We start from the raw sequence: 20,966 nt of genomic DNA on the forward strand, positions 1-20,966 counted from the left end.
ACGATGCCATTTATGCTGATGGCTATGGTGGGGTGTTGGATTGCCGAAAATCAGCACATGATATGGGAAGTGTTGAGAAAGCCGCCCGTATCCGTCAGCAGCTTGAAGCCGGTACATACCGAGGTTGTGAAAAAGTCCTGGTTGATAATCGATTGTCATTTAATCAGGTGGGAAGTAATGGAGAGGTGACGTATATCAGTCGGGGACAATCATCGGGTCATACTGCATTGGCGGAAACTAACTCGTTAATTTTCCATAATGGCCATGTTTATCAAACCACGCCGCATAGCAATGACTATTGGCTGCAGATACGTCGATATGTTGATGGCCTTCCAGTTGATGGCGATTATAGCGGAGATATTGATTTTAGCAGCCCGTTTTATTTTGTCTCTTGTGGTCATGTTAATTTAGACCTACTAAGTGCAAGTCCGATTTTTGAGTATGCAGTCTTTATGGAGGTGAGCGGTAATTTTAACGTTGTTGAGGTCATTGGTAATCCAAATGAAATCATTCAGATCCCTGAGTTGAAAAACGGATGGTGTGGTGTTTGGAATCCATTGATACCTGATGGCAATGTGAAAAAATTCACCTTTTCTCGGAAAGTTGTTAGTGGGTTAGGTGATTCAAACGGTAACCGACAATATACGACGGACCAAGGCGCGACGTGGGCTGGGAGTACGTTGTCATTTTCAAGCGCCGTTGAGAATGGCTACACATCATCACATCCAGCGAATCACGTTCAGATTAATTTTTACCAGGCATTCGCCAAGCAGACGAAACCCAGTGTCAGTAAGAAAATCCTGAATTATTACAAGGGGGTTGGTGATGTATTCATTACGTCTGATTATCGGCCTGACCGTGGAAGTGTACTGATCGACTCTTTACTGAGTCGTTCGCTGAAAACTGAAAATGGTTTCCGTTACTGTTCTTCACCCCTGCTGAATTACAGCGTGAATGCATCAATCGGTGATCTGATTTACTCCTCTGGTTTTGAACCAGGTCATGTGGCAATTCCGATTGAGTCCAGTGATGGATATGCCGCAAAAGTGCTGGCTACGCAAACTGAAACGAATGGTGTCACTTCAATGCAGTTCTATGGCCAGGAAGTGTTTTTTGATTCGGCATCCGGAACCTGGGGGGATAGTGATGGTACATTCAAGTTGACGGATAAAGACAAGACATACACCGATGACAATGGCCACACACTCAAACTGGCCGTACACGAACTGGCCATTCCCTACGGCTATACCAAAATCAACAGCTGAGGAGGCTGATCGATGTTTGAAAAAATCACAGACGTACCAGCCGCGCTGGCCCCGTTCTATGAAACGGAAACTCGGCATGAACCGCTCATCGAAAACGGTGAGCAGGTTTATTCAGAAGAGCCTCACGAATGGCAGGATGGAGAAGGCAACACGCAGACGGGCACCCAACAGGTGCCCGTTTTCATTGATGTGGTTTATGTCATCCAGAAAACACCGGGTGAGCGGAAATCGTGGGCGGATGTGGAACGCGTCGCCCTGCTGGGTAAACCGCAGCCAGTCATTGAGACGTTCATTGAATGTGCGCACGAGAATGACCGCTGGATGTTCCATGATGAGTATCTGGCGTGGTTATCCATCTGTCAGGAGATCACCGCTCAGAATGACGCACGGGAGCCAGACGAGGACACCGGGGAGTTACCACCGGCGCAGGCCTTGCCGCCGGAACCTGTGTTTTCCGTGCAGGACGCACAGCCGTACCTGGTGACGGCAGCGAAACAGGCCCGCGATGATGGACGGTACGCACCGATCATCGTGGATGGCCATATGTTTGATGCTGATCTGCAGTCGTATGAGAACATCACCGGCACAGTGACTGACTGGGATATCCTGGTCGCGGATCAGATGCTTATTGAATCCGGATTAATTGTTGATGGCCAGATGAAATGGACGCTGGCCAACAACAGCGAAATTCTGGTGACGAAAGCCGATCTGGCCAAAGTGGTTCGGGCGATTAAAACCCGCGCTGCACTACTTCATAGGGAGTATCAGTTGGTAAAACAATGAGTTAGCTGGTGGCTGAGTTTGGAGAGATGATGTTTAGATAACTTGGTGTTGAGAAACTAAATAAGGTTGAACAGATATAATATCCCTCCAAAACCCAATTTAAGTTACTGAAAAAAATGAAGTTAATTTTTGTATTAGAATGAGGTTTACTCTAATGGTTTTTGGGTTAAGTGATTGAATTTAAATCAAATTCACTGGGTTTTGGCAATCTGCACGCGAAGGATATGTACTTCGTAGCCAAGTGATTCGAAAAGCCTGTTTTTAGACCAATCAAAGTAAGTCAGTGATCAAAAATAGCGAGAGTTAGATCTCTCGCTATTGAGGTTGATGATTCAATATACGGAACAGAGGATCGATTTATGGCTGATAAACTGTGACGTATGGGTCCCAATTGATTTGACCAATCAGCGTATCATCTTTGTAAACATTCACATAAAACGTATAAGCTTCTTTTTGTTTGTCACCCACATTCGGGCGACCAGGCAGTGTTGCATTTGCCTGAACAAAAGGCATATAGGCAGTTTGTCGGGACACAGGCACATCCACAAACTCATTCATCGGAATGGCATCTTGATCGTATACAAACACCTGAGTATTTCCCTGATAAGCCGTCCAGTCTTTCAGTAGGGTGTCGTTGTTCCAGTCATGCTTCGCATCAATGATGACAGAGTAGTGACTGCCGGTTTCAGACTCTGTCACTTTGGGGTACGCTGCCCAGCGAATCACATCATCATTGTTCACCTGGATGCTAAGTTCATAGCTGCCTTGTGAGTTATCCAAGACAATGCTTGGATCCGAAAACATTTGTACGACAGAGCTACCGGAAGCGCCATGCTCAACTGACTCACAATCAATCACAATTTCTACTTTTCTTATTGTAGCCATGATGTATTGTCCCTCTTGATATCTGGAAGATGATTCCATTTTGAAATCACGAACAATGCGGTTTTTCGTGCTATCAAATACACCGGAAATGAATAAAGAAAGTCTTGAATGAGATTGAACACATCATTCAATCAGTCGTCTCTCTATGTGTCTGAGCCTAGCAAAGATTTTATGAAGGTCTAATTTTATGAAGGGCAGAAAAGTGTATAAACTTTTTATTTTTCAGTAGGATACGAAATGAATAAAAAACAGGTTATCTTTCTTTCGATTCGCCGCAAACTTAGGTGTAATCATTAGCCCTCTAAAATTACATTTATTAATTTTGTCATGACGAGTCGATTGACGCTCAGGATTGCTGGAGCATGAAAAAAAGCCAGCAGTGCTGGCTTTATCGTGGGGAAGATACGGATGTATTATCTGGCGTCTTTCGCAGTGTTGGGTCTTGGGTGCCAGGCACTGTCCAAACCTTTGAGTTCAGGGAACTTGCTGCGATCAAACGTTGGCACTTTGCCATGTTTCACCTGGTCTTCGTAGTCTCGGATCACTTTAATGGCCAGGTTGGACAATAAGACCAGTGCGATAATGTTAATCAGAGCCATCATGCCCATCGATGCATCAGCCATGTTCCAGACAACCGGCAGTGAGGCAACTGAACCGAACATCACCATCGCCAACACAATCAGACGGAAAGCAAACAGGCCTTTTTTACTGTTGCCGTTCAGGAACATAATGTTGGTTTCTGCATAGCTGTAGTTTGCGATAATGGACGTAAAGCAGAACAGCAGAATGGCAGCGGCCATAAAGTATGTGGTCCAATCGCCCAGCTCGCTTGTCAGTGCTTGTTGCAACAGACCAATTCCAGAAGCTGCATCCGGCTGATCTATCACACCAGACAGCATAATCATGGCTGCAGACGCAGTACAGATGACAATGGTGTCCGCAAAAACACCCAGCATCTGGACATAACCCTGAGATGCAGGGTGGTTCGGATTTGGGGTCGCACTTGCTGCAACATTGGCTGCAGAGCCCATACCGGCTTCGTTAGAGAACAGGCCGCGGGCGATGCCACTTTGCATTGCCTGTGCGATGGTATAAGCAACACCACCGGCAGCAGCTTCCTGCCAGCCAAATGCACTCTTCACAATCAGCATCATGGCATCCGGTAATTCAGAAAGGTTCATCACGACAATCAGCAATGCAATCGCAAGATATCCAATCGCCATCACTGGAACGATGCGTGACGTTGCCTGAGCAATAGATTTCAGGCCGCCCATAATGAAGAAAGCAGAACCGGCAACAATGGCAATGCCCATGATTGAACGATCGAAACCGAAAGAGTGGTTCAGGGCGTCTGTGATGGTATTGGCCTGTACCGCGTTGAATACCAGACCGAACGCGATAATTAGGAAAACAGAAAAGAGTGTTCCCATCCAGCGTTGTCCCAGACCTTGCTCCATGTAATAGGCCGGGCCACCGCGATACTGTCCGTCAACATCTTTGACTTTATAGACCTGAGCCAATGTAGATTCGACAAAAGCTGTTGCCATACCGAACATCGCCATTGCCCACATCCAGAAGATGGCACCCGGACCACCAGCTGTGAGGGCAACTGCGACACCTGCCATATTTCCGGTACCTACGCGGGCTGCCATAGAGGTGCAGAATACCTGATAAGAACTGATGCCAGATTCTACGTCTTTTCCTTTTTTCAGGACAGAAATGGCATGACCAAATTGGCGAATCTGAATAAATCCGAGGCGAACGGTAAAGTAGATACCAACAATAACAAGCAGGTATACAAGAAGGTGACCCCAGAGTACTCCATTGATATCGCCAATGACAGCCATTAAATGCTCATTGAGCGTGTTAATCGTTGCATTCATAGAATGATCCTGTGATGTCATACAGACTAAAAGCAGAACAACAAGAGATGTTCCAAGTGATGGGTGCAATCCAATGCCATCGCAGCAAAAGGAATCCCCATGTATTGATATGATTACTTAATTTGCGAGGCAGAAGTTAGCATAAAATCCTGAAAAGTGAGCAGGATCTTGATCACGTTTTTGCTGGGGTGATGAAGGCTCATATCAAAAAATTTACAATGAAACGATGTTTAATTTCTTTGTTTTCAAAGCCTTAAACAATTTCTGGTGAATTTATTTGATACAGGGTAAAAACTTGAAATTCATGATGTGGTAACAAGATTTTAAACTGGATTTAACGTTTTTTGGTGGTTTTTTATACTGAACGTGATTCTGATACGTTGGGTTTTGGTGGCGTACAAGTGAGATAGAAACAGAGCAGAACTGTTGAACTGGGAGTAATTTCAAGGTTAATGAATATGAAACTCAAAGGGTATCGGCAGGGGATTGGTTTCTTTTGTAACGGAAGTTATCACAGGAAGGATTGACATTGATGTGAATTGATAACCGCAGACACAGACAAACTTATATTCATCGATGACAATGAATTCTTCATCCTGACCGCATGCCTTGCAATATGGGATCTGTTCCATATTATGCTCCTTCGTTGAAAGCATAGGATAGTATTTATTAGCAAATACTAAAGTTCTGGATAGCAAAAGTTCGATGAAGAACAAATTTCATACAAAAGGAAGAGAAAATAAAAAAGCCCTTTGGTCGGACATACTGGATTCGAACCAGCGACCCCTACTCCCCCAGAGTAGTGCGCTACCAAACTGCGCTAATGTCCGCCAAAGAGCTTTTGTGTTAAGTTAACTCAACGAGCGCTATAATAGCAAGCACTTGAGACTTTGGCAAAGCTAAATTATTGAGAAACAGGCGATATTTTCACCATGTGAACATTTTGAAGAGACTGAACGCTTGAAAGCCAGCAGTCTGGACTGTCTTTCGCTCATCAATGCATATATTGTTGTCAAATTATCCGGCAATTTAAGCTGATTCGCATTCTTTGGTCATAGAATTGTCAAGCTGACAAAAATTATGTTCACAAGGGCAAAGACTGAGAGTATTATTTCAGGATTCGCTGACGACTCTTTCATCCTCGTTAGAGTTCTCTATTATAATTATGTGTGATCCGCTTTCTCACAAACGCGCCAGCGAGGGTCAGAACGTCAGTTTATTGGCTGAATGCAGTTCCCGTGACTGCTCACCGGAACAAGAATTTAATCTTTATTAATGTTTACTCTATTTCAAATAGCACAGAGGTTGTCATCATGAACTGTCGCAATGACAAGAAAGTGCTATTTAACGAAAATAGTGTTTAGAGGTAATTCATGACAAACTTTTCAGATGCGGAAAAAGCACTGAGTGCAATGCTTAAGAATGTAGAGAATGGTAAAGGCCCACAGGAGGCCAGAACGGACTACCGCCAGACGCTGATTGATTTTGCTGATGAAGTTCCAGGCAGACAGCGAGCTGTTATCAAACGCATTCCGCTGCAAAAGATCAATGATCTCATCGCCGTTCTGAATGAATTTAAAGAAGAAGCACGTCAGGTGAGAATGACGGAGATTCTGGCCATGATGGAAAAAGATGGTGTGCATCCAGAAGAACTGTTTGATGGATCGTCAGCGGAAGAATAGTCTGATTGTGTTTGGGCTGAAAGAGAGTATTTAGAAATAGAAAAGGAGAGTCTGAGCTCTCCTTTTTTATTACGCTAGACTTACTGTGGTGATGTAGTCAACTTCATTCTTATATTTACGGACATTTCGTGAAAGCGTCCCTTTGGGTACGCCAAACCGTTTTTCTGCCTCGTAGCTTGATAAACCTTCGAAGACGACAGCTTCAACAGCGACGCGTTGATTTTGGGACTTGAAAATGCGATCCGCAATTACTTTATATTGTTCTCGTGTCATTGCCATAACTTCTCGCTTGTTATTCCTTATTAGGACTGCTGAGTATACCAATCCAGACAGTTCTGATTCGCGGAATCATAACAGCTATACCCTAACGTAAGCTTAATAAGCAGAAGTTTACTCGATAAGCATCAAGCCGCTTGGAATCGAGTCCCCATAAACACGTAAATTTTCCTCTTCAGTCAGTACCTTAACGTCCGAGACCATCACAACCCAAGATTCCGGCACTTTACTCTGTTCGAGTTTTTCGATGACTTCCTGACGTAAAGGATCATCAATATCCAGCGTTCTGTCACCAGTTTTCCGGCACATCATCACGGCTGCAAGTGCAATTTCTGGCTCTTTCCGCCAGTCATAATCCATGAGCTCGGGCAGGCAATAGGCGATATGCTGTGCAGTAAGCAGATTATGGCGACTACCATAAAGTGGGTGTCGGCATGCAATCCTGCCAATGGCCCACCAGTGTGCCTGGGCATACTGTGGCTTTTGCAAACGGGCAAATAACCATTCAATGAGCTGGAGTTTCTTTTCGAAAGAGAGACGTTCCAGCGAAGCAAGCAAACGCACCATTTGCTCATAGCCCTTTTCCTGCATTTCCTTACTGAGTTTTGGGTGACGTGCAGCACTTGGATTGATGTATTTTGCGATCTCTTTGTAAATCAGCTCTTGCTGTGTTTGATTCAAGCCACCGGCTATCCGGCGCCAGAAAATCCACCAGTCGTTCCAGCTCTGCGTTGATTGATGAAATTGCAGGCTTTGCTGATAAAGCGGCCAAATTTGATTGATACGCCAGTCATCTATCGGATCACCAAATCCGGGGCGTAAGGTAAATCCGGCCAGTTTCAGCCAGTTTCGCTCATGAACCGCCGATCGGCGGCGGCGCTTTTTGCTATCCAGTAAGGTATCCGCTAGGGGTCTCAGCGTGGACATGTCCCACTGTTCACGTTTTCCGAGAAGTGCTTCCAGGTCTGTGCGCAGGGACTTGGCGGGTTTATCATCAGCGTGCATTTTACTGCCGCCATAGGCTTTTTTGATCAGGGTTTCAGCCTGATCTAATTTTGCGGATTCCGGTGATTCTTTTGTCGCTTGGGTTGCCTTGGCTGATGTGTTTTTTCGGATACTGAATTCAACCTGCCAACGCTGCGCTGCATTTTCGGTACTGACACATTCAAGTTGCAGTGTGCCCACTTCGGTTAACTGGCAGGCGAGTGTCACGTCAACCCGTTCTTTTTGGTTAGCCGCCAGAGTGGCTCTGTCGGTTTCACTGTCCAGCGTGACAATAAATGGCGGCAAGGCAACTAAATGGTCGTGATCTAAGGGGGTGAGATCACCGGCCTGAACCGAAGTATCATCCGTCGAGGCAACCAGATTGAAGCGAACGGGTTCACCAAGGGTCAGCGCAAATTTTCGGTCGGGAAGCTGAAGCTCAATGCTTTCTTCGGTCCCCCGGGGGAGCAGGCATACACCCGAAGCAGGGGTGTGCTGATCCAGCGCCAGAAAGAATGAGCGGGCCGAGCCACCCCCAATTTTCAGTTGTGCGCCATGTCTGGCTTTACCATAAGCGACAGCACCAAATGCGACTGCTAAATCAGGGTGTGGGTTATCCAGCTGAGTGACTCTGTCACCTTTCCAGGCCGAGAAGATATCCAGCAAGCGATTCGACAGTAGCGGGCTGTTGAATACACCGCCATTGAGTAATACAGCGGGTGGAATGATGGTGTGGCTTTCATCGGCAAGGCTTGAGTGCGCAGACATGGCATCCCGGCAAACGGTTTGATGCTCACTGATGAATTGGGCCAGATGCTTTGAAATTGCCGGGTCAGCGGCGTAGGGGAGTCCAAATTCGACCACCGCACTCTGGCGTTTTTCCGGATGGGCTGCGATGTCAGAAAGCGGGAAGAAGCCATCGAGTGTGACTGCACGGGTTTGTTGCTGACTGAGCGCGGTTGATCGGCTGCTGCCAATTAATTTGGAACCACTGCCCAACAACGTAATATTCACGGACTCAGGTGCATGCTCTGCCAGCAGTTGCTCTTTTGCACGACGGGTTTGCTGGATGAGCTTTGATAGTGTGGCTGCATTGAGCCTTTGACCGCCTTGATTCAACTGGCTTTCTGCAATATGGGCCAGTGTGAGATCCAGATTATCCCCCCCAAGCATTAAGTGATCGCCTACGCCAACCCGGTCCAGCTTCAGTCTGTCATGCGCGTGGCTGACACGAATCAGGCTCAGGTCGGTTGTGCCGCCACCGACATCACAGACCATCAAGAGTGGTATATCTTTCAGTTGCGTTGCTGCCTGTTCCTGATGGCGCGTATACCAGTCATAGCATGCTGCCTGAGGTTCTTCGAGTAAGACGATGTTGTTCAGGCCAGCAAGTTTTGCCGCTTCAACGGTCAGGGCTCTTGCACTTTCATCAAATGAAGCCGGAATGGTCAGAACCACATCCTGCCCGGCAAGCTTGGCATCCGGATGATGATAATCCCAGCTCTGACGCACGTGATTCAGGTAGCTGGCACTGGCAATGACCGGAGATACTTTTTTCACCCCTTGGGCAGCAGCCCAGGGAAGAATGGGCTGATTGCGATCGACACCTGTGTGTGAAAGCCAGCTTTTTGCGCTGGTGACTTGCCGGCCTTCGACTTTGGAGCCAAGTTCACGGGCATATTCGCCAATGAGCGCTTCGGGAAAATCACCTTCAACCGGTGCAGGCGCCCAGGGCAGGACACATTGTTCCGGTGCAATTTCTCCAGGTGTCGGATGGTAACGGAATGAGGGGAGCAATGGCTTGCGCGACACTTCGCCGGGGCCGATGAGCTGATCAATGTCGAAAATTTTTACAGTTTCTTGCTGTAGGGTCGGGGTAATCGGGCAGTAAGCGACGACAGTATGCGTGGTGCCTAAATCTATACCCACCAGATAACGGGGAGAAGACATGTATAACTCCGTGCCTTTTTCCAATCAGATCCTGATGTGGATGGTGAAAACGGATCTCTGACTGCGGCTTGTTGTGATGATAATGCTGCTGCGGCCAGCTAAAGTAACGGCGCAATCAATGCGCCGTTAAAAAGAACAATGGAAGTTGATTAGTTGTCCCGGACATCAAACTCGACCTGCCATTTCTGGCCGCCGTCTGTCGGGATGGCTTCCAGGCACAAGGTACCCAGTTCAGTGACCCGGGCAGCCAATTTGACTGGGACAATCTGTCCGGCACTGCGGCCATCCGCGACTGGTAATGTCACTTGGATTGCAGGCAACTCTTCCAGCTCTTCCGGTTGCCACCAGTCCAGCAGGGTGCCGGGCAAATCTTCACGGCGCACTGTGGATCCAAAGAAGCGGAAGGTGACTGGCTGACCGATGATCAGGCCGAATTCCCTGTTTGGAACGTCGGCATGACTGCCTTCTTCCATGCCAAATGGCGCAACACACAAGGCTTCAACGGGCGGTTCCATTCCCGGAATCGCAGGCATCGCACTTTCAATGCCGACATAATAGCTGCTGGCAATCCCCCCGCGGATCCGAACGCCTTTGCCTTTCCGGACTGAGCCATAGTATGAAGCGCCATGGGCAACGGCCAGATCCAAATCCAGTCCTTGCAGACGCTTGGCTTCTGGGCTACCAGCTGTTGTCAGCCACTGATTGATGATCGACATCAAACGTGTTGCCAGCAGATCCGATTTGAGCACACCGCCATTAAACAGTACGGCTGTCGGACGGATAAAGCCATCGTGAATCTGTTCAAAGTGGTCAAACAGTTCATCGACCGCAGCAGACTGACGGCTCAGGAAGCCTGCAATGTGACGTGAGATTGCAGCATCCTGCGCATAGGGCAGGCCCATTTGAGTTAAAGCGCCGCGCTGCATTTCAACCGGATGTTCTTCTACACGGGTTTGCGGGAAGAAGCCTTCAACCAGAGTTTGCTGTACTTCGTCCTGCGTCAGTTCAGTCTGAAGGGTGCCGCTCAGAAGTTTTGAACCCCGACTTGGGACCACAATAGGTACAGCATTCAAATTGTGATCATTTAGCAGCGCTTCTTTGGCATCACGGCAGGCATGGGTGATGGCCTGAATTTGCCAGGGTTGCAGCTGTTTACCTTCCTGAGCCAGTTTGGCTTTCAACCGGTATGCCAGCGCCAGATCCATATTGTCGCCGCCCAAAAGGATATGATCACCGACCGCGACACGGTTCAGGGTCAGATTACCTTCTTCTTCGGTCACAGCAACCAGAGATAAGTCGGTTGTTCCGCCACCAATATCGACGACAAGAACCACATCTCCGACGCTCACCTGATCACGCCAGGTGTCATCGTTGTTTTTGATCCAGCTGTAAACAGCAGCCTGAGGTTCTTCAAGGAGCGTCAGATGTTTGAAGCCAACTTCCCGGGCGGCTTCAGCTGTCAGATCCCGTGCTGCTGGGTCAAAGGAAGCCGGGACGGTAATGGTCACGTCCTGATCAAACAATGAAGCGTCCGGATGCTGGTGATTCCATGCCTGAGCCAGATGCGCCAGATAGGCGCGGGTTGCTTCCAGAGGCGAGACTTTCGCGACTTCTTCCGGCGCATTGAGTGGCAGGAAAGCATCACGGCGGTTGACGCCACCATGGCACAACCAGCTTTTTGCACTGGCGATCAAGCGGATTGGTGTTTTGCTGCCCAGGTTTCTGGCCATGGCACCCACAAGAGCTTTCGGCTGCGCATCCCATGGCAGGGCAGTATCGCCCTGTGCCAGTTCAGATTCATGCGCCTGATACATAAATGAAGGTAGCTGAGACTTCTCTTCAACACTGCCCGGAGCGGTGAGCTGGGCAATTGGCATCACATGGACAGGGGCTTCGTCTTGTTGTAAATCAACATAAGACAGAACGCAGTGGGTCGTCCCGAGGTCGATTCCCACACTGAATTTATGTTCTTGAATGTCTTGCATTAGAGCTCAACCTCAGCAGCAGCCAGAATACGGGGATCGTGACCTTCTGCCATTTTGGGTAATTTTACTTCGGTGACTTTCCAGCCACGGTGAGTCAGGGTGCCGGTGAATGGCGCGCTGCCAACCACATTGCCGGTCAGGCGAACTTCAGCGGCGTTGAATCCTTCCGGTAGCGTGACACGGCTTTCTTCTTCTTCAACACGAACCGGCACAAAACGGAAGTACTCATCCAGGACTTTCTTTCCGCCTTCGTGAACCACGCGCGCAGCTGCACCGATTTCAGCATCGGCGAAGCCCTTTAAATCTTCCTGCATAAAATCGATGAATCGTGCTTCTTTCTGAAGCAGAGATAATAACTGCAGCGCCGCATCCGCTTCCGCAGTTTTCAGTTTTGACTCAACTTCAACGATCTTTTCGACTTCGACGATTTTCTCAACCGGTTTTTCGACTTCGACAATCTTTTCAACTTCGACTTCTTTCTCAACGATTTTTTCAACCTCGACTGGTTTACCCTTCTTGGTGACATATAAGAGTAAAAGGATCACAACCAGCGCGGCAAGCCAAGCGTGGCCCATATCAATCGTGGTTGGCATTGCGGATAAATCCACCGTCATGTTTGAAAAGTCTAAAGCCATATTCGTCTTCTCTTTGTCCGTGACAAACTGTCTTATTGGAAAAATTTGGCCGAATACTAACACAACAGATTGCTAATACAGCCAGTGAGCACGCTATTTTCGCGTGATTTACACGAGAAACAGCCCCTTAGGTTACTTTGCAACCAGGTCGTTATGACAAATTCCTGTCACTGACTGGTTCGACTTATGGTATTGGGGCAAGAAAACGGAACACAAGTCTCTTGAAAGCAATCTTTTTTACGACCCCATCTTCTTTTTAGTCTATTTTTTGACGCTTTGTGTAACCAGGCCGATGTGAACAGCGGAGAGAGCAGAATGCTTTGCAATATGATTTGCAAGTTGCAACTCATCGCAAAATGAAAACGTCATTCAGGGATAATCAAGGACTGATTTTATTTCAGTCAGGTTCTCTTCGATCCAGTTTTTGTTGATGGCGCCCCAGTCCAGTACCTCATATCGCCCGATCCGGTTTCTTTCGCCTTCGGTTTGTCTGAACTGGCAGACAATATCTAAGTCTGACAGGCTTTTGATTGTATCCTGAGCGGTTCGTCTGGGCATGCCTGTGTATTCAATCAGGGCCGGGACGGTGGCAATGCCTTTATCGATCAGGTGGGCCACATAGAGACGGCGGTAAAAGCTTGATTTTGTTTTATTAATGGACATAGTTGCAGTGTGAACTCCCTTTACGTTTGGCAAGAAAGTCAGGTTAACACTAATTTCGGCAGGGATGAACGGGTATGAGGCGGTCGCAGAGAAACTGTCAGCTTTTTTGACAATGTTCAAGCAGGGCTCATTGGCTGCAACAGCTAACATGTTGAAATGGAGCGATGTGAAAAAGCTGGCCCGATTCATGCTTATATTTATGCATCGATGAGACAGAGAACTGTCCACAATCATTCCGATGTGTAGAGGGAGCCTTTTATCACTGCTTCAGGGCTTAGGGGACGCGCTGAATATTTGCGGGGATAAGAGATAATAATAAGAAATGAATAAAACTATAATTTCAACTGGGCCACCTTCGGGTGGCTTTTCTTTTTGGATGGCGTGCGCATCACATCGAGCGGAAACAGCGAATCTTGCATGCTGAGGATGCTGGTATACAATACATTGTTCTTTTCCTGTCTGCCGTGACGATAGACAGCGCAGGCTTGGCTTTAAACAATAAGGAAAATCGTCTCTGTTATGAGCAAATTGACGGCACCGGCATTCAAAGCCGAGTTTCTCTTCCCACGCTACTGGCCGACTTTGCTGATGTTTGGCACCATGATGCTCATCAGTTTACTTCCGTACCGCATACAGTTCCTGATGGGTAAGGGCATTGGCAGGCTTGCCATCAAATTGATGAAAAAACGGCGTTTTACGATTGAGCGTAATCTTGAACTGTGTTTTCCGGAGATGACACCGGAAGCACGAAAAGTCATGATTCAGAAGAATATCGATAATGCGGGGCTGGCATTGTTTGAAACCGGTATGGCCTGGTTCTGGCCTGAGTGGCGCATCAAACGCCATGTGCGTTTTGAGGGTGTGGAATATCTGGATGAGCTGAAGGAGCAGGGGCGGGGTGTCTTGCTGGTTGCGGCACATTCCATGAATCTGGAAATCGGTGGCCGTGCTTTTGGTGTCCGGGCTCCGGGCGTGGGTGTTTATCGCCCGAATAACAACCCGTGCTTTGATTATTTTCAGTTTAAAGGTCGTGTCCGTTCGAACCGTTACATGCTGGATCGGAAAGACGTGAAAGGCATGCTGCGGGCACTGCGAGAAGGTGAGCGCGTTTGGTACGCTCCGGATCATGACTATGGCCCGCGTCGATCAACGTTCGCGCCTTTCTTTGCGGTCGATAAAGCCTGTACAACCACAGGCACCAGCATTCTGGTGGATGCAACCGACTGTGCCATTGTGCCGATCGCGATCATTCGGGATACTGATAACGGTTTGTATACTCTGAAGATCTTTAAGCCGCTTGAAGGTTTTCCGCACAAAGATCCAGAGGCAGCAGCTGAGTTTATTAACCGCAATGCCATTGAGCCGATTATTCAGGAAGCGCCTGAACAATATATGTGGTTGCATCGGCGCTTTAAAACGCGTCCTGAAGGTGAAGCGTCATTGTATTCATGAACAAACAAAAGGCCCGTATGACGGGCCTTTTTCATCTGACGGGGTGAGTCGCTGCGATCAGTCGGTCAGCGTCCCCGCCTGATAATCCCGAATCGCCTGTTCAATTTCATCCATGGTATTCATCACAAACGGACCATAGTGCACAACGGTTTCGTGGATTGGCATCCCGGAAAGCAAGAGTAATCCAGTGTCTTCCAGCGCGGTCATGGCGAGTCCTTCTCCGGCTTCCAGCATCACCAGCTCTCCTGCTACGGCCTGTTTGCCTTCAATTTCAATCGCACCCTGATAGACATACAGCATGGCCTGGAAATCCGGATTCAGGCATGAATTCAGATGCGATCCTGCGGCTGCCCGCCAGTCGGCAATGGTTGTGGGGACACCGGTTTCCTGTAGCGGACCGGTAATCGTATCGCCATCAATCGTCAGATCACCGGCGATCACCCGGATCAGGTTGTTCTCGCCGAGCTGTTTTTCTGCAATGACTTCCGACTGAAAGTCGTGATACTGCGCGGGCAGCATTTTTTTACTGGCAGGCAGATTGATCCAGATCTGAAAACCGTGGAGCTGTCCATCAGACATCATGGGCATTTCACTGTGAATCACGCCACGTCCCGCAGACATCCATTGTGCGCCGCCGTCTTTCAGCTCACCCGTATTGCCCAAATGATCCTGATGCTGGAAGTGACCCTTGAGCATATAGGTCAGGGTTTCAATGCCACGGTGCGGATGTGGCGGAAAGCCGCCAATATAGTCAGCCGCCTGATCGGACTTAAGTTCGTCGATCATCAGAAAGGGTGAAAAAGCAGCATTATCAAAGCCATGTACCCGTTGGATTTTTACGCCGTCACCATCGGATGATGGGTGCGAACGCTGGATACTTTGAATTCCTCTGATTGCCATAATTGCCTCCAAGTCTCTGGTACCGGGATTTTCCGGTCGTTGGAGAGCAGTGTACGCCGGGTAGAGTCCCCAGAACAGTTCAGCCCGGCGAACAGGATATTAGAAAAAATCGAATAAGCGTGTGTTCCGCATTCACAGGCTTGGTTAGCTGTGTAACCGGCTTTGAATGCGCTGCCAGGCTTCACAGGCTTCACGAAACTTGTCGGCGTCACCGGAAGGGCGGTCGGGGTGCCAACGCAGTGCCAGTCTGCGCCATTGGCGGCGAATTTGAACCGGACTGGCGTCAGCCGGCAGTTCTAAAATGGCCAGATCGTGATGCCAGGAAACATTATTGCTGACATTGCGCTGCCCAATATGCTGCTGATAGCGTTTCCAGAACGAAGACAGCAGTTCACGAATGGCGTCCCCGTCGGTTTCATAGTTTTGCCAGTCCAGATAGTATTCTCTGAGTGGATCCGCGGTATCAATCTGCTGGGTCCCTGTGTTGGTCATCAGCCGGATATCCATTGCATGCGCTTGCAGCCATTGCTCCGGTAACAGCATTTCCTGTAATTGATACAGGGCATTCATCAGCAGAAAGTTGCGCTTGAATAAGTCCTGATCAGGCGCGTCATCCAGCGTTTTCATTAAGTCCTGCTGCTTGAGTGCATCGGCCAGCGTATGAACCATCCAGCCATCATGCTGTTTTTCCAGGATGCCAAGTATAGGCCAGATCAGCGGGTTTTCCGGTTGTTCATCGCTGTGGCGTTCGGGCAGAGTCATGCAAATTTCCGTTCGTTATCAGATAAAGTCATACCAAGCTGTTTTGTTGAGGATCAAACACTTGGACTCTAGCAAACTCGTGTCCAGGACAGAAAGAAATCTCTCGGTAAATCACAGATAGGGGAATCGGTGTCACAGCCTGAGCACGATTCGTATGAAACAAAGTGATAACTCAAATAAAAATAAGCCGGGCGAATGAATCAGCCCGGCTTGCAGGTGCCTGAAATCAGGTCGAACGATTACTCAATTGTAACGCCGTAGTATTTCTGAACACACTTGGCGTAGTCGCCTTTTTTCAAAGTGGTATGTGCGGTTTGGTAGCCTGACTCAATCCGGCAGGCGAAGCTGCTGCCACCCGGATTATTCGGGTTGTAGCTCCAGTCATTTTCCCAGTACAGGCCAAAAGTGCTGTCACCGGTTTTCTTAAAGGCTTTCATCCCTGCGCAGCCGAGCTGCTCATCGGCAGGCACTGGCACACCCAGTGCTGCAGCATGGCCCTGATAGTATTTGATACGATTAACTGACTGCGGTTTTTCCGTGTCCAGCGTACATTCAATGCCACCATTGATAATCATGGTGGTGACGCCAAAGCCAGGGACACGCTTTTCAGCGATGTCGGTTGCGGTGGGCTGCCAGGTACCATCAATCACGTGGAGCATTGAAGGTTTCGGAGGCTGCGGATAGACAAAGAAGAACACAGCAGATGCCAGATTCAACCAACTGCTGGCAACGCGATCCGGATCTTGAAGCAGTACATTGACATCATTGAAAATGAAGTCGGAGAACGGACCGTAGTTATAGTGATAAGACAGCTGTTTCGCGCCGCGTCCGAAGTACTTCACATAGCTGCCGTCTGGGTTTTTCCCGCATGGCCACTGTTCAGTCTGCCAGTTGGTGGCTGCACATTCGCTGTTATAGCCACAGGAAGATGGATCATCCGAACAGCCGGCTTCACGGACAAAATACAAACCTTGTCGCCATTCTTCAAACGGGGAGTGCGGGTTATGCGCGCCGGTTTCCTGGGTGAAGTGAGCAAACATCACCGCCAGCGATTTTGCACAAATGTCATCCGACTGCGCAGCACGCGAGTCGGTATACGTGGCACAGAATCCTTTGAATTTTGCGACGGCTTTCAGGAAGTTGGTGTAGGTATAGGCTGCATTTCGTTCCGGAAACAGTTGATCCCATTTTTGTTCGTTGATCAGCGTTTCGACCCGTTTCACGTTATCCGGATTGGTTGAAGCGCCTGGCAGGACGGCATCCACAATGGCGTTATCACGTGTGCTAATTGATTCAAGCACCTTGGTGAATTCCGGAGCGCTGGTCAGCTCAGCTTCACGGGCATCCAGAAAGGCTTTGCTCATGATGTAGCTGCCATCCGGGTTCTGGCCGATGATTCCGTTGGCAGGATCCGGCGTTGGTTCTGGATCAGGTCCGGGACCCGGGCCTGGATCCGGGTTGTTGTCGACACTGACCCATTCCCAGACACCAGTGCTGGGGGATGCATCCGGCGCTTCGCCTTGTGTCCACCACTTGGCTTTGTAAATCTGGCCACTGTAAGAGACATGATCGCCACCCACATACACGGCGCTGGCCTGATAAGCGGGATAACTGGTAGAGGCAGATGTAACCTGCGTGTTCACCGATTGCCAGGCATCGTTCAGATAGGCGTCCGGTGCTTCATTTTCTGTGAGGCGTAATGCCTGATAGGTGACACCCTGATAAACCACCTGTTCGCCAGCCTGATAAACACCACTGGCATTATAATTCGCGGTGGCTAATACGCTGGCAGAAAATAAGGCGCTACTGACCAGTAAGGTCTTGAGCGTCCTTTGCGGGAAGCGATTGTTCATGATTGGTTCCTTAAGTGCAGTAACCCGGCAAACTGGCCGGAAAAATAGACTGTTTCAAGGTAACCCTTTCAGAAGAAATTTCCTGCAAGGAATAAACAATATGCGAGAGGATTCAACGGTGTTGAGTGTATGCACTAAGTCGTTGCTCTGAATCTGTGATACTGAGCAATAACTTAATTGGTGGCGGATAAAAAGTGAGGCTATTGTTTGAAACAGGAAGGCTGAGATTGCCTTCCTGTTGAGCGTGCTGGGAGATTAATCACGGAAATTGTCGAACTGGAAAGGCTTGTCCAGTTCTTCAGAATTTCGGATCAAAGCCATCACCGCCTGAAGATCATCACGCTTTTTCCCGGTGACACGAACTTGCTCACCTTGAATAGATGCTTGCACCTTGATCTTGGATTCTTTGATCAGCTTGACGATTTGTTTCGCAATCGGGGTATCGATCCCTTGCTTAAACACGGCATCCTGAGAAAAGGTTTTGCCGGAATGCACAATTTCTTTGGGTTCCATGGCACGTGCATCCACACCACGTTTAGCAAGGTTTGCACGAAGGATGTCACGCATTTGCAGGATCTGGAATTCAGCTTCTGCAGAGATTTTCACAACCTCTTTATTCAGACTGAAAGACGCTTCAACATTCCGAAAATCAAAACGTGTATCCAGTTCACGGTTGCTGTTGTCGACTGCATTTTTCAGTTCCACAGTATCGACTTCAGAGATGATATCAAAAGAAGGCATGATTTAATTCCTGCTCATCATTGTTTAATGGGCGCTTTATAACATAAAACCCGGGCGAAAAGGTAGTGAGTGTCAGCGCGCTTGCTGGGTTTTTACGGCAGAAGCCAGCATTTTAATCATATCGATAGTGTCTTCCCAGCTCAGGCAGGGATCCGTGATGGACTGTCCGTAAGTCAGGCCGTGCTGCAATCCCTCTTCCAGAGACTGGTTGCCTTCTACGATAAAACTTTCTGCCATGATTCCCGCAATGAACTGGCTGCCATCCATGATCTGGCGGCAGATATCGGCGGCGACATCTAACTGACGCTGATGCTGTTTCTGGCAGTTCCCATGGCTGAAATCGACCACAAGACGGGTCGGTAAATCGACATCTGCCAGTGCCGTGCAAGCTGCTTGAATATCTTCCGCATGATAGTTTGGCATTTTGCCGCCCCGGAGGATGATATGGCCATGCGGGTTGCCCGCCGTTTTGTAGATCGTCATTTCACCGTTTTTGGCCGGGGAGCAGAAAACATGCGGCACCCGGGTTGCCCGAATGGCATCAATGGCGATTTTCACGTTCCCGTCGGTGCCGTTTTTAAAGCCGACCGGGCAAGACAAGGCAGAGGCCATTTCACGGTGAATCTGTGATTCTGTGGTTCGGGCACCAATTGCCCCCCAACTGATCAGATCCGCAATATACTGGCCGGTGATCATATCTAAAAATTCAGTTGCCGTGGGCATGCCCATTTGGTTGATATCAAGCAGAAGCTTCCGGGCTTTATATAAGCCGGCAACTAAATCCAGACTACCATCCAGATGGGGATCTGAAACCAGACCTTTCCAGCCGACCACAGTCCGTGGTTTTTCGAAATAGGTGCGCATGACAATGCAAAGCTGATCCTGATATTGCTGTTTCAGTACCAGTAAACGTTGTGCATAGTCCAGCGCTGCTTCCGGATCGTGAACAGAGCAAGGGCCGACGACGACAAGCAGTCGCTGGTCTTTTCCGGTCAGAATGTTTTCGATGTCGAGGCGGGATTGATCAACGTGATCGGCAATGGCATCTGTAATGGGGTGCGCGGCTTCGACTTCATCCGGGGTGGGCATCCGACCCAGACTCACAGTGCGAAGTTCATCGGTTTTTCTTGGCATAATACGCCTGTATTCAGGGATAACATCATGACGGGTAAAGATAGCTTAAAAGCCTTCAGGAATAAACCAAACGTTTTATTTGTCTTGTGTTTACGGCGCTCTGGTCTGGGTCATTCAATCTGATGAATCCTTTTCATGCCTTCAATTCGAGATTGTCAGTCACGAAAAAGAATTGCTATGTTGATGCATTAAAAATAGTCAAACTGACGGATTATCGTAAGGGAGAATCGAGACATGGAAGGCTCGCAGACACAGTTAACACAGGTTGAAACATGGGAAGTCGCATCAAGCTGTGCCCAATTAAACGTGCCGACCGCTGAAGCGGCAAAGATTGGTCTGGTTACGCTGGATGGCTTGTTTCAGGAGATGGGGATCGATTTTGCGGCGTTTTGCTGCCCCGAAACTCTGAATGCGGAACAAAAAGCAGATTTGAATCGGATGAAAAACAATCAGCCAGCCGCGGGGAAGTGGGTGGATAGGCTAGTGGCTGTCCTGTCTGATTTTGCGCAAAAGCATATTGCCGCCGGGATCACTCAACCGGTTCTTCAGCTCAGGCTGAGCGGGGCAGAAATTATGGAACCGTCTGTTCTGGCTGAAGATAATCCCATGATGGGTCTGCGGGGTGTGTCTCGTTATCTCCACCCGACCTGGCGTGAAATTTTTGCGCTTCAATGCCGGATTGTGAAACGTCTCCGGCATGTGACCGGGGATTTGCCACTGGCGATTGTTGTGCCTTTTATCCGGACATACAGTGATGCGGCTTCTGTCCATGATTTACTGGCCGAGCATGGATTGTTCCGAGGGAAATCGGGACTGCAAGTGTATTTTATGTGTGACTTACCCGCCAACGCCTTGATGGCAGATAAGTTCCTACATTATTTTGATGGCATGGTTGTGGATATGGCGCAACTGGCCTGTTTCACAGCGGGTATAGATCCAGACAATCAGACGTTGAATTACGCTGTTCACGATCATGACGCCGTGTTGTTTCAGGCTCAGCATGCGTTGAAAATGAGCCGTGCGGTCAGTAAACCCTGCACCTTGCTCATGAGTGAATCTGTACGCCAGTCGGCAAAATGTCAGCGCTGGCTTCAGGAACAGGATGTCTCCCGGCTATTGCTGGGTTAGTTTTC

At 48.6% G+C, this 20,966-nt stretch carries 17 protein-coding genes and 1 tRNA gene; 5 read left to right on the top strand and 13 right to left on the bottom strand.

Going from position 1 to position 20,966, the window contains the following annotated elements; genetic code table 11:
- Positions 1–1,265, top strand: a 1,265-nt coding sequence (locus tag Q4579_RS19370) for a hypothetical protein (protein ID WP_303566396.1), incomplete at its 5' end; no start/stop codon positions are given.
- Positions 1,266–1,277: 12 nt separating this feature from the next.
- Positions 1,278–2,048 (top strand): DUF4376 domain-containing protein, encoded by a 771-nt coding sequence (locus Q4579_RS19375; RefSeq protein ID WP_303566397.1) that lies wholly within the window; start codon positions 1,278–1,280, stop codon positions 2,046–2,048.
- 357 nt (positions 2,049–2,405) lie between these two features.
- On the opposite strand, the gene Q4579_RS19380 is transcribed toward Q4579_RS19375, so the two are convergent.
- The 3 genes from Q4579_RS19380 to Q4579_RS19390 all read right to left on the bottom strand — a co-directional run bounded on the left by Q4579_RS19380 (position 2,406) and on the right by Q4579_RS19390 (position 5,646).
- Entirely contained in the window at positions 2,406–2,933 is a 528-nt protein-coding gene (locus tag Q4579_RS19380) for an AidA/PixA family protein (RefSeq protein ID WP_303566398.1), read from the bottom strand.
- Positions 2,934–3,346: 413 nt separating this feature from the next.
- Complete coding sequence (locus Q4579_RS19385; RefSeq protein ID WP_303566399.1) at positions 3,347–4,837, bottom strand: sodium:alanine symporter family protein; 1,491 nt, start codon at positions 4,835–4,837, stop codon at positions 3,347–3,349.
- 732 nt (positions 4,838–5,569) lie between these two features.
- Positions 5,570–5,646: transfer RNA gene (locus Q4579_RS19390), tRNA-Pro, on the bottom strand.
- A gap of 543 nt (positions 5,647–6,189) precedes the next feature.
- On the opposite strand from Q4579_RS19390, the gene Q4579_RS19395 reads away from it, so the two are divergent.
- On the top strand, positions 6,190–6,498 hold the full coding sequence (locus tag Q4579_RS19395; RefSeq protein ID WP_303566400.1) for a hypothetical protein: 309 nt from the start codon (positions 6,190–6,192) through the stop codon (positions 6,496–6,498).
- A 69-nt stretch (positions 6,499–6,567) separates the two neighbouring features.
- Here Q4579_RS19395 and Q4579_RS19400 read toward each other — a convergent pair whose 3' ends face one another.
- The 5 genes from Q4579_RS19400 to Q4579_RS19420 all read right to left on the bottom strand — a co-directional run bounded on the left by Q4579_RS19400 (position 6,568) and on the right by Q4579_RS19420 (position 12,991).
- Complete coding sequence (locus tag Q4579_RS19400; RefSeq protein ID WP_211649697.1) at positions 6,568–6,771, bottom strand: helix-turn-helix domain-containing protein; 204 nt, start codon at positions 6,769–6,771, stop codon at positions 6,568–6,570.
- 117 nt (positions 6,772–6,888) lie between these two features.
- A complete protein-coding gene (locus Q4579_RS19405; RefSeq protein ID WP_303566402.1) occupies positions 6,889–9,708 on the bottom strand; it encodes an Hsp70 family protein in 2,820 nt (939 codons plus the stop codon).
- A gap of 149 nt (positions 9,709–9,857) precedes the next feature.
- Positions 9,858–11,693, bottom strand: a complete 1,836-nt coding sequence (locus Q4579_RS19410; protein WP_303566403.1) for an Hsp70 family protein — start codon at positions 11,691–11,693, stop codon at positions 9,858–9,860.
- A complete protein-coding gene (locus tag Q4579_RS19415) occupies positions 11,693–12,307 on the bottom strand; it encodes a DUF2760 domain-containing protein (protein WP_303566440.1) in 615 nt (204 codons plus the stop codon). The genes Q4579_RS19410 and Q4579_RS19415 overlap by 1 nt, the downstream gene beginning before the upstream one ends.
- 390 nt (positions 12,308–12,697) lie before the next feature.
- Positions 12,698–12,991, bottom strand: coding sequence for a winged helix-turn-helix domain-containing protein (locus Q4579_RS19420; RefSeq protein WP_303566405.1), 294 nt, complete (start codon positions 12,989–12,991; stop codon positions 12,698–12,700).
- A gap of 519 nt (positions 12,992–13,510) precedes the next feature.
- Here Q4579_RS19420 and lpxL point away from each other — a divergent pair.
- Positions 13,511–14,443, top strand: coding sequence for an LpxL/LpxP family Kdo(2)-lipid IV(A) lauroyl/palmitoleoyl acyltransferase (lpxL, locus tag Q4579_RS19425; protein ID WP_303566407.1), 933 nt, complete (start codon positions 13,511–13,513; stop codon positions 14,441–14,443).
- Positions 14,444–14,500: 57 nt separating this feature from the next.
- On the opposite strand, the gene Q4579_RS19430 is transcribed toward lpxL, so the two are convergent.
- The 5 genes from Q4579_RS19430 to Q4579_RS19450 form a co-directional block, all read right to left on the bottom strand.
- Positions 14,501–15,343 carry a pirin family protein gene (locus Q4579_RS19430; protein ID WP_303566408.1) on the bottom strand — a complete coding sequence of 281 codons (843 nt, stop codon included), beginning with the start codon at positions 15,341–15,343 and terminating at the stop codon, positions 14,501–14,503.
- A gap of 144 nt (positions 15,344–15,487) precedes the next feature.
- A complete protein-coding gene (locus tag Q4579_RS19435) occupies positions 15,488–16,105 on the bottom strand; it encodes a DNA-J related domain-containing protein (RefSeq protein WP_303566409.1) in 618 nt (205 codons plus the stop codon).
- A 239-nt stretch (positions 16,106–16,344) separates the two neighbouring features.
- Positions 16,345–17,958: a glycoside hydrolase family 19 protein gene (locus Q4579_RS19440; protein WP_303566410.1), complete on the bottom strand. Its 1,614-nt coding sequence runs from the start codon at positions 17,956–17,958 to the stop codon at positions 16,345–16,347.
- A 255-nt stretch (positions 17,959–18,213) separates the two neighbouring features.
- Positions 18,214–18,699 (bottom strand): YajQ family cyclic di-GMP-binding protein, encoded by a 486-nt coding sequence (locus tag Q4579_RS19445; RefSeq protein WP_303566411.1) that lies wholly within the window; start codon positions 18,697–18,699, stop codon positions 18,214–18,216.
- A gap of 72 nt (positions 18,700–18,771) precedes the next feature.
- On the bottom strand, positions 18,772–19,833 hold the full coding sequence (locus tag Q4579_RS19450; protein ID WP_303566412.1) for a 3-deoxy-7-phosphoheptulonate synthase: 1,062 nt from the start codon (positions 19,831–19,833) through the stop codon (positions 18,772–18,774).
- A 234-nt stretch (positions 19,834–20,067) separates the two neighbouring features.
- Between Q4579_RS19450 and Q4579_RS19455 the strand changes: the two genes are divergently transcribed.
- A complete protein-coding gene (locus tag Q4579_RS19455; protein WP_303566414.1) occupies positions 20,068–20,961 on the top strand; it encodes a putative PEP-binding protein in 894 nt (297 codons plus the stop codon).
- The last annotated feature ends 5 nt before the right edge of the window (positions 20,962–20,966 follow it).

This window comes from Photobacterium sp. 1_MG-2023 (genome assembly GCF_030547945.1).
Lineage (GTDB): Bacteria > Pseudomonadota > Gammaproteobacteria > Enterobacterales > Vibrionaceae > Photobacterium.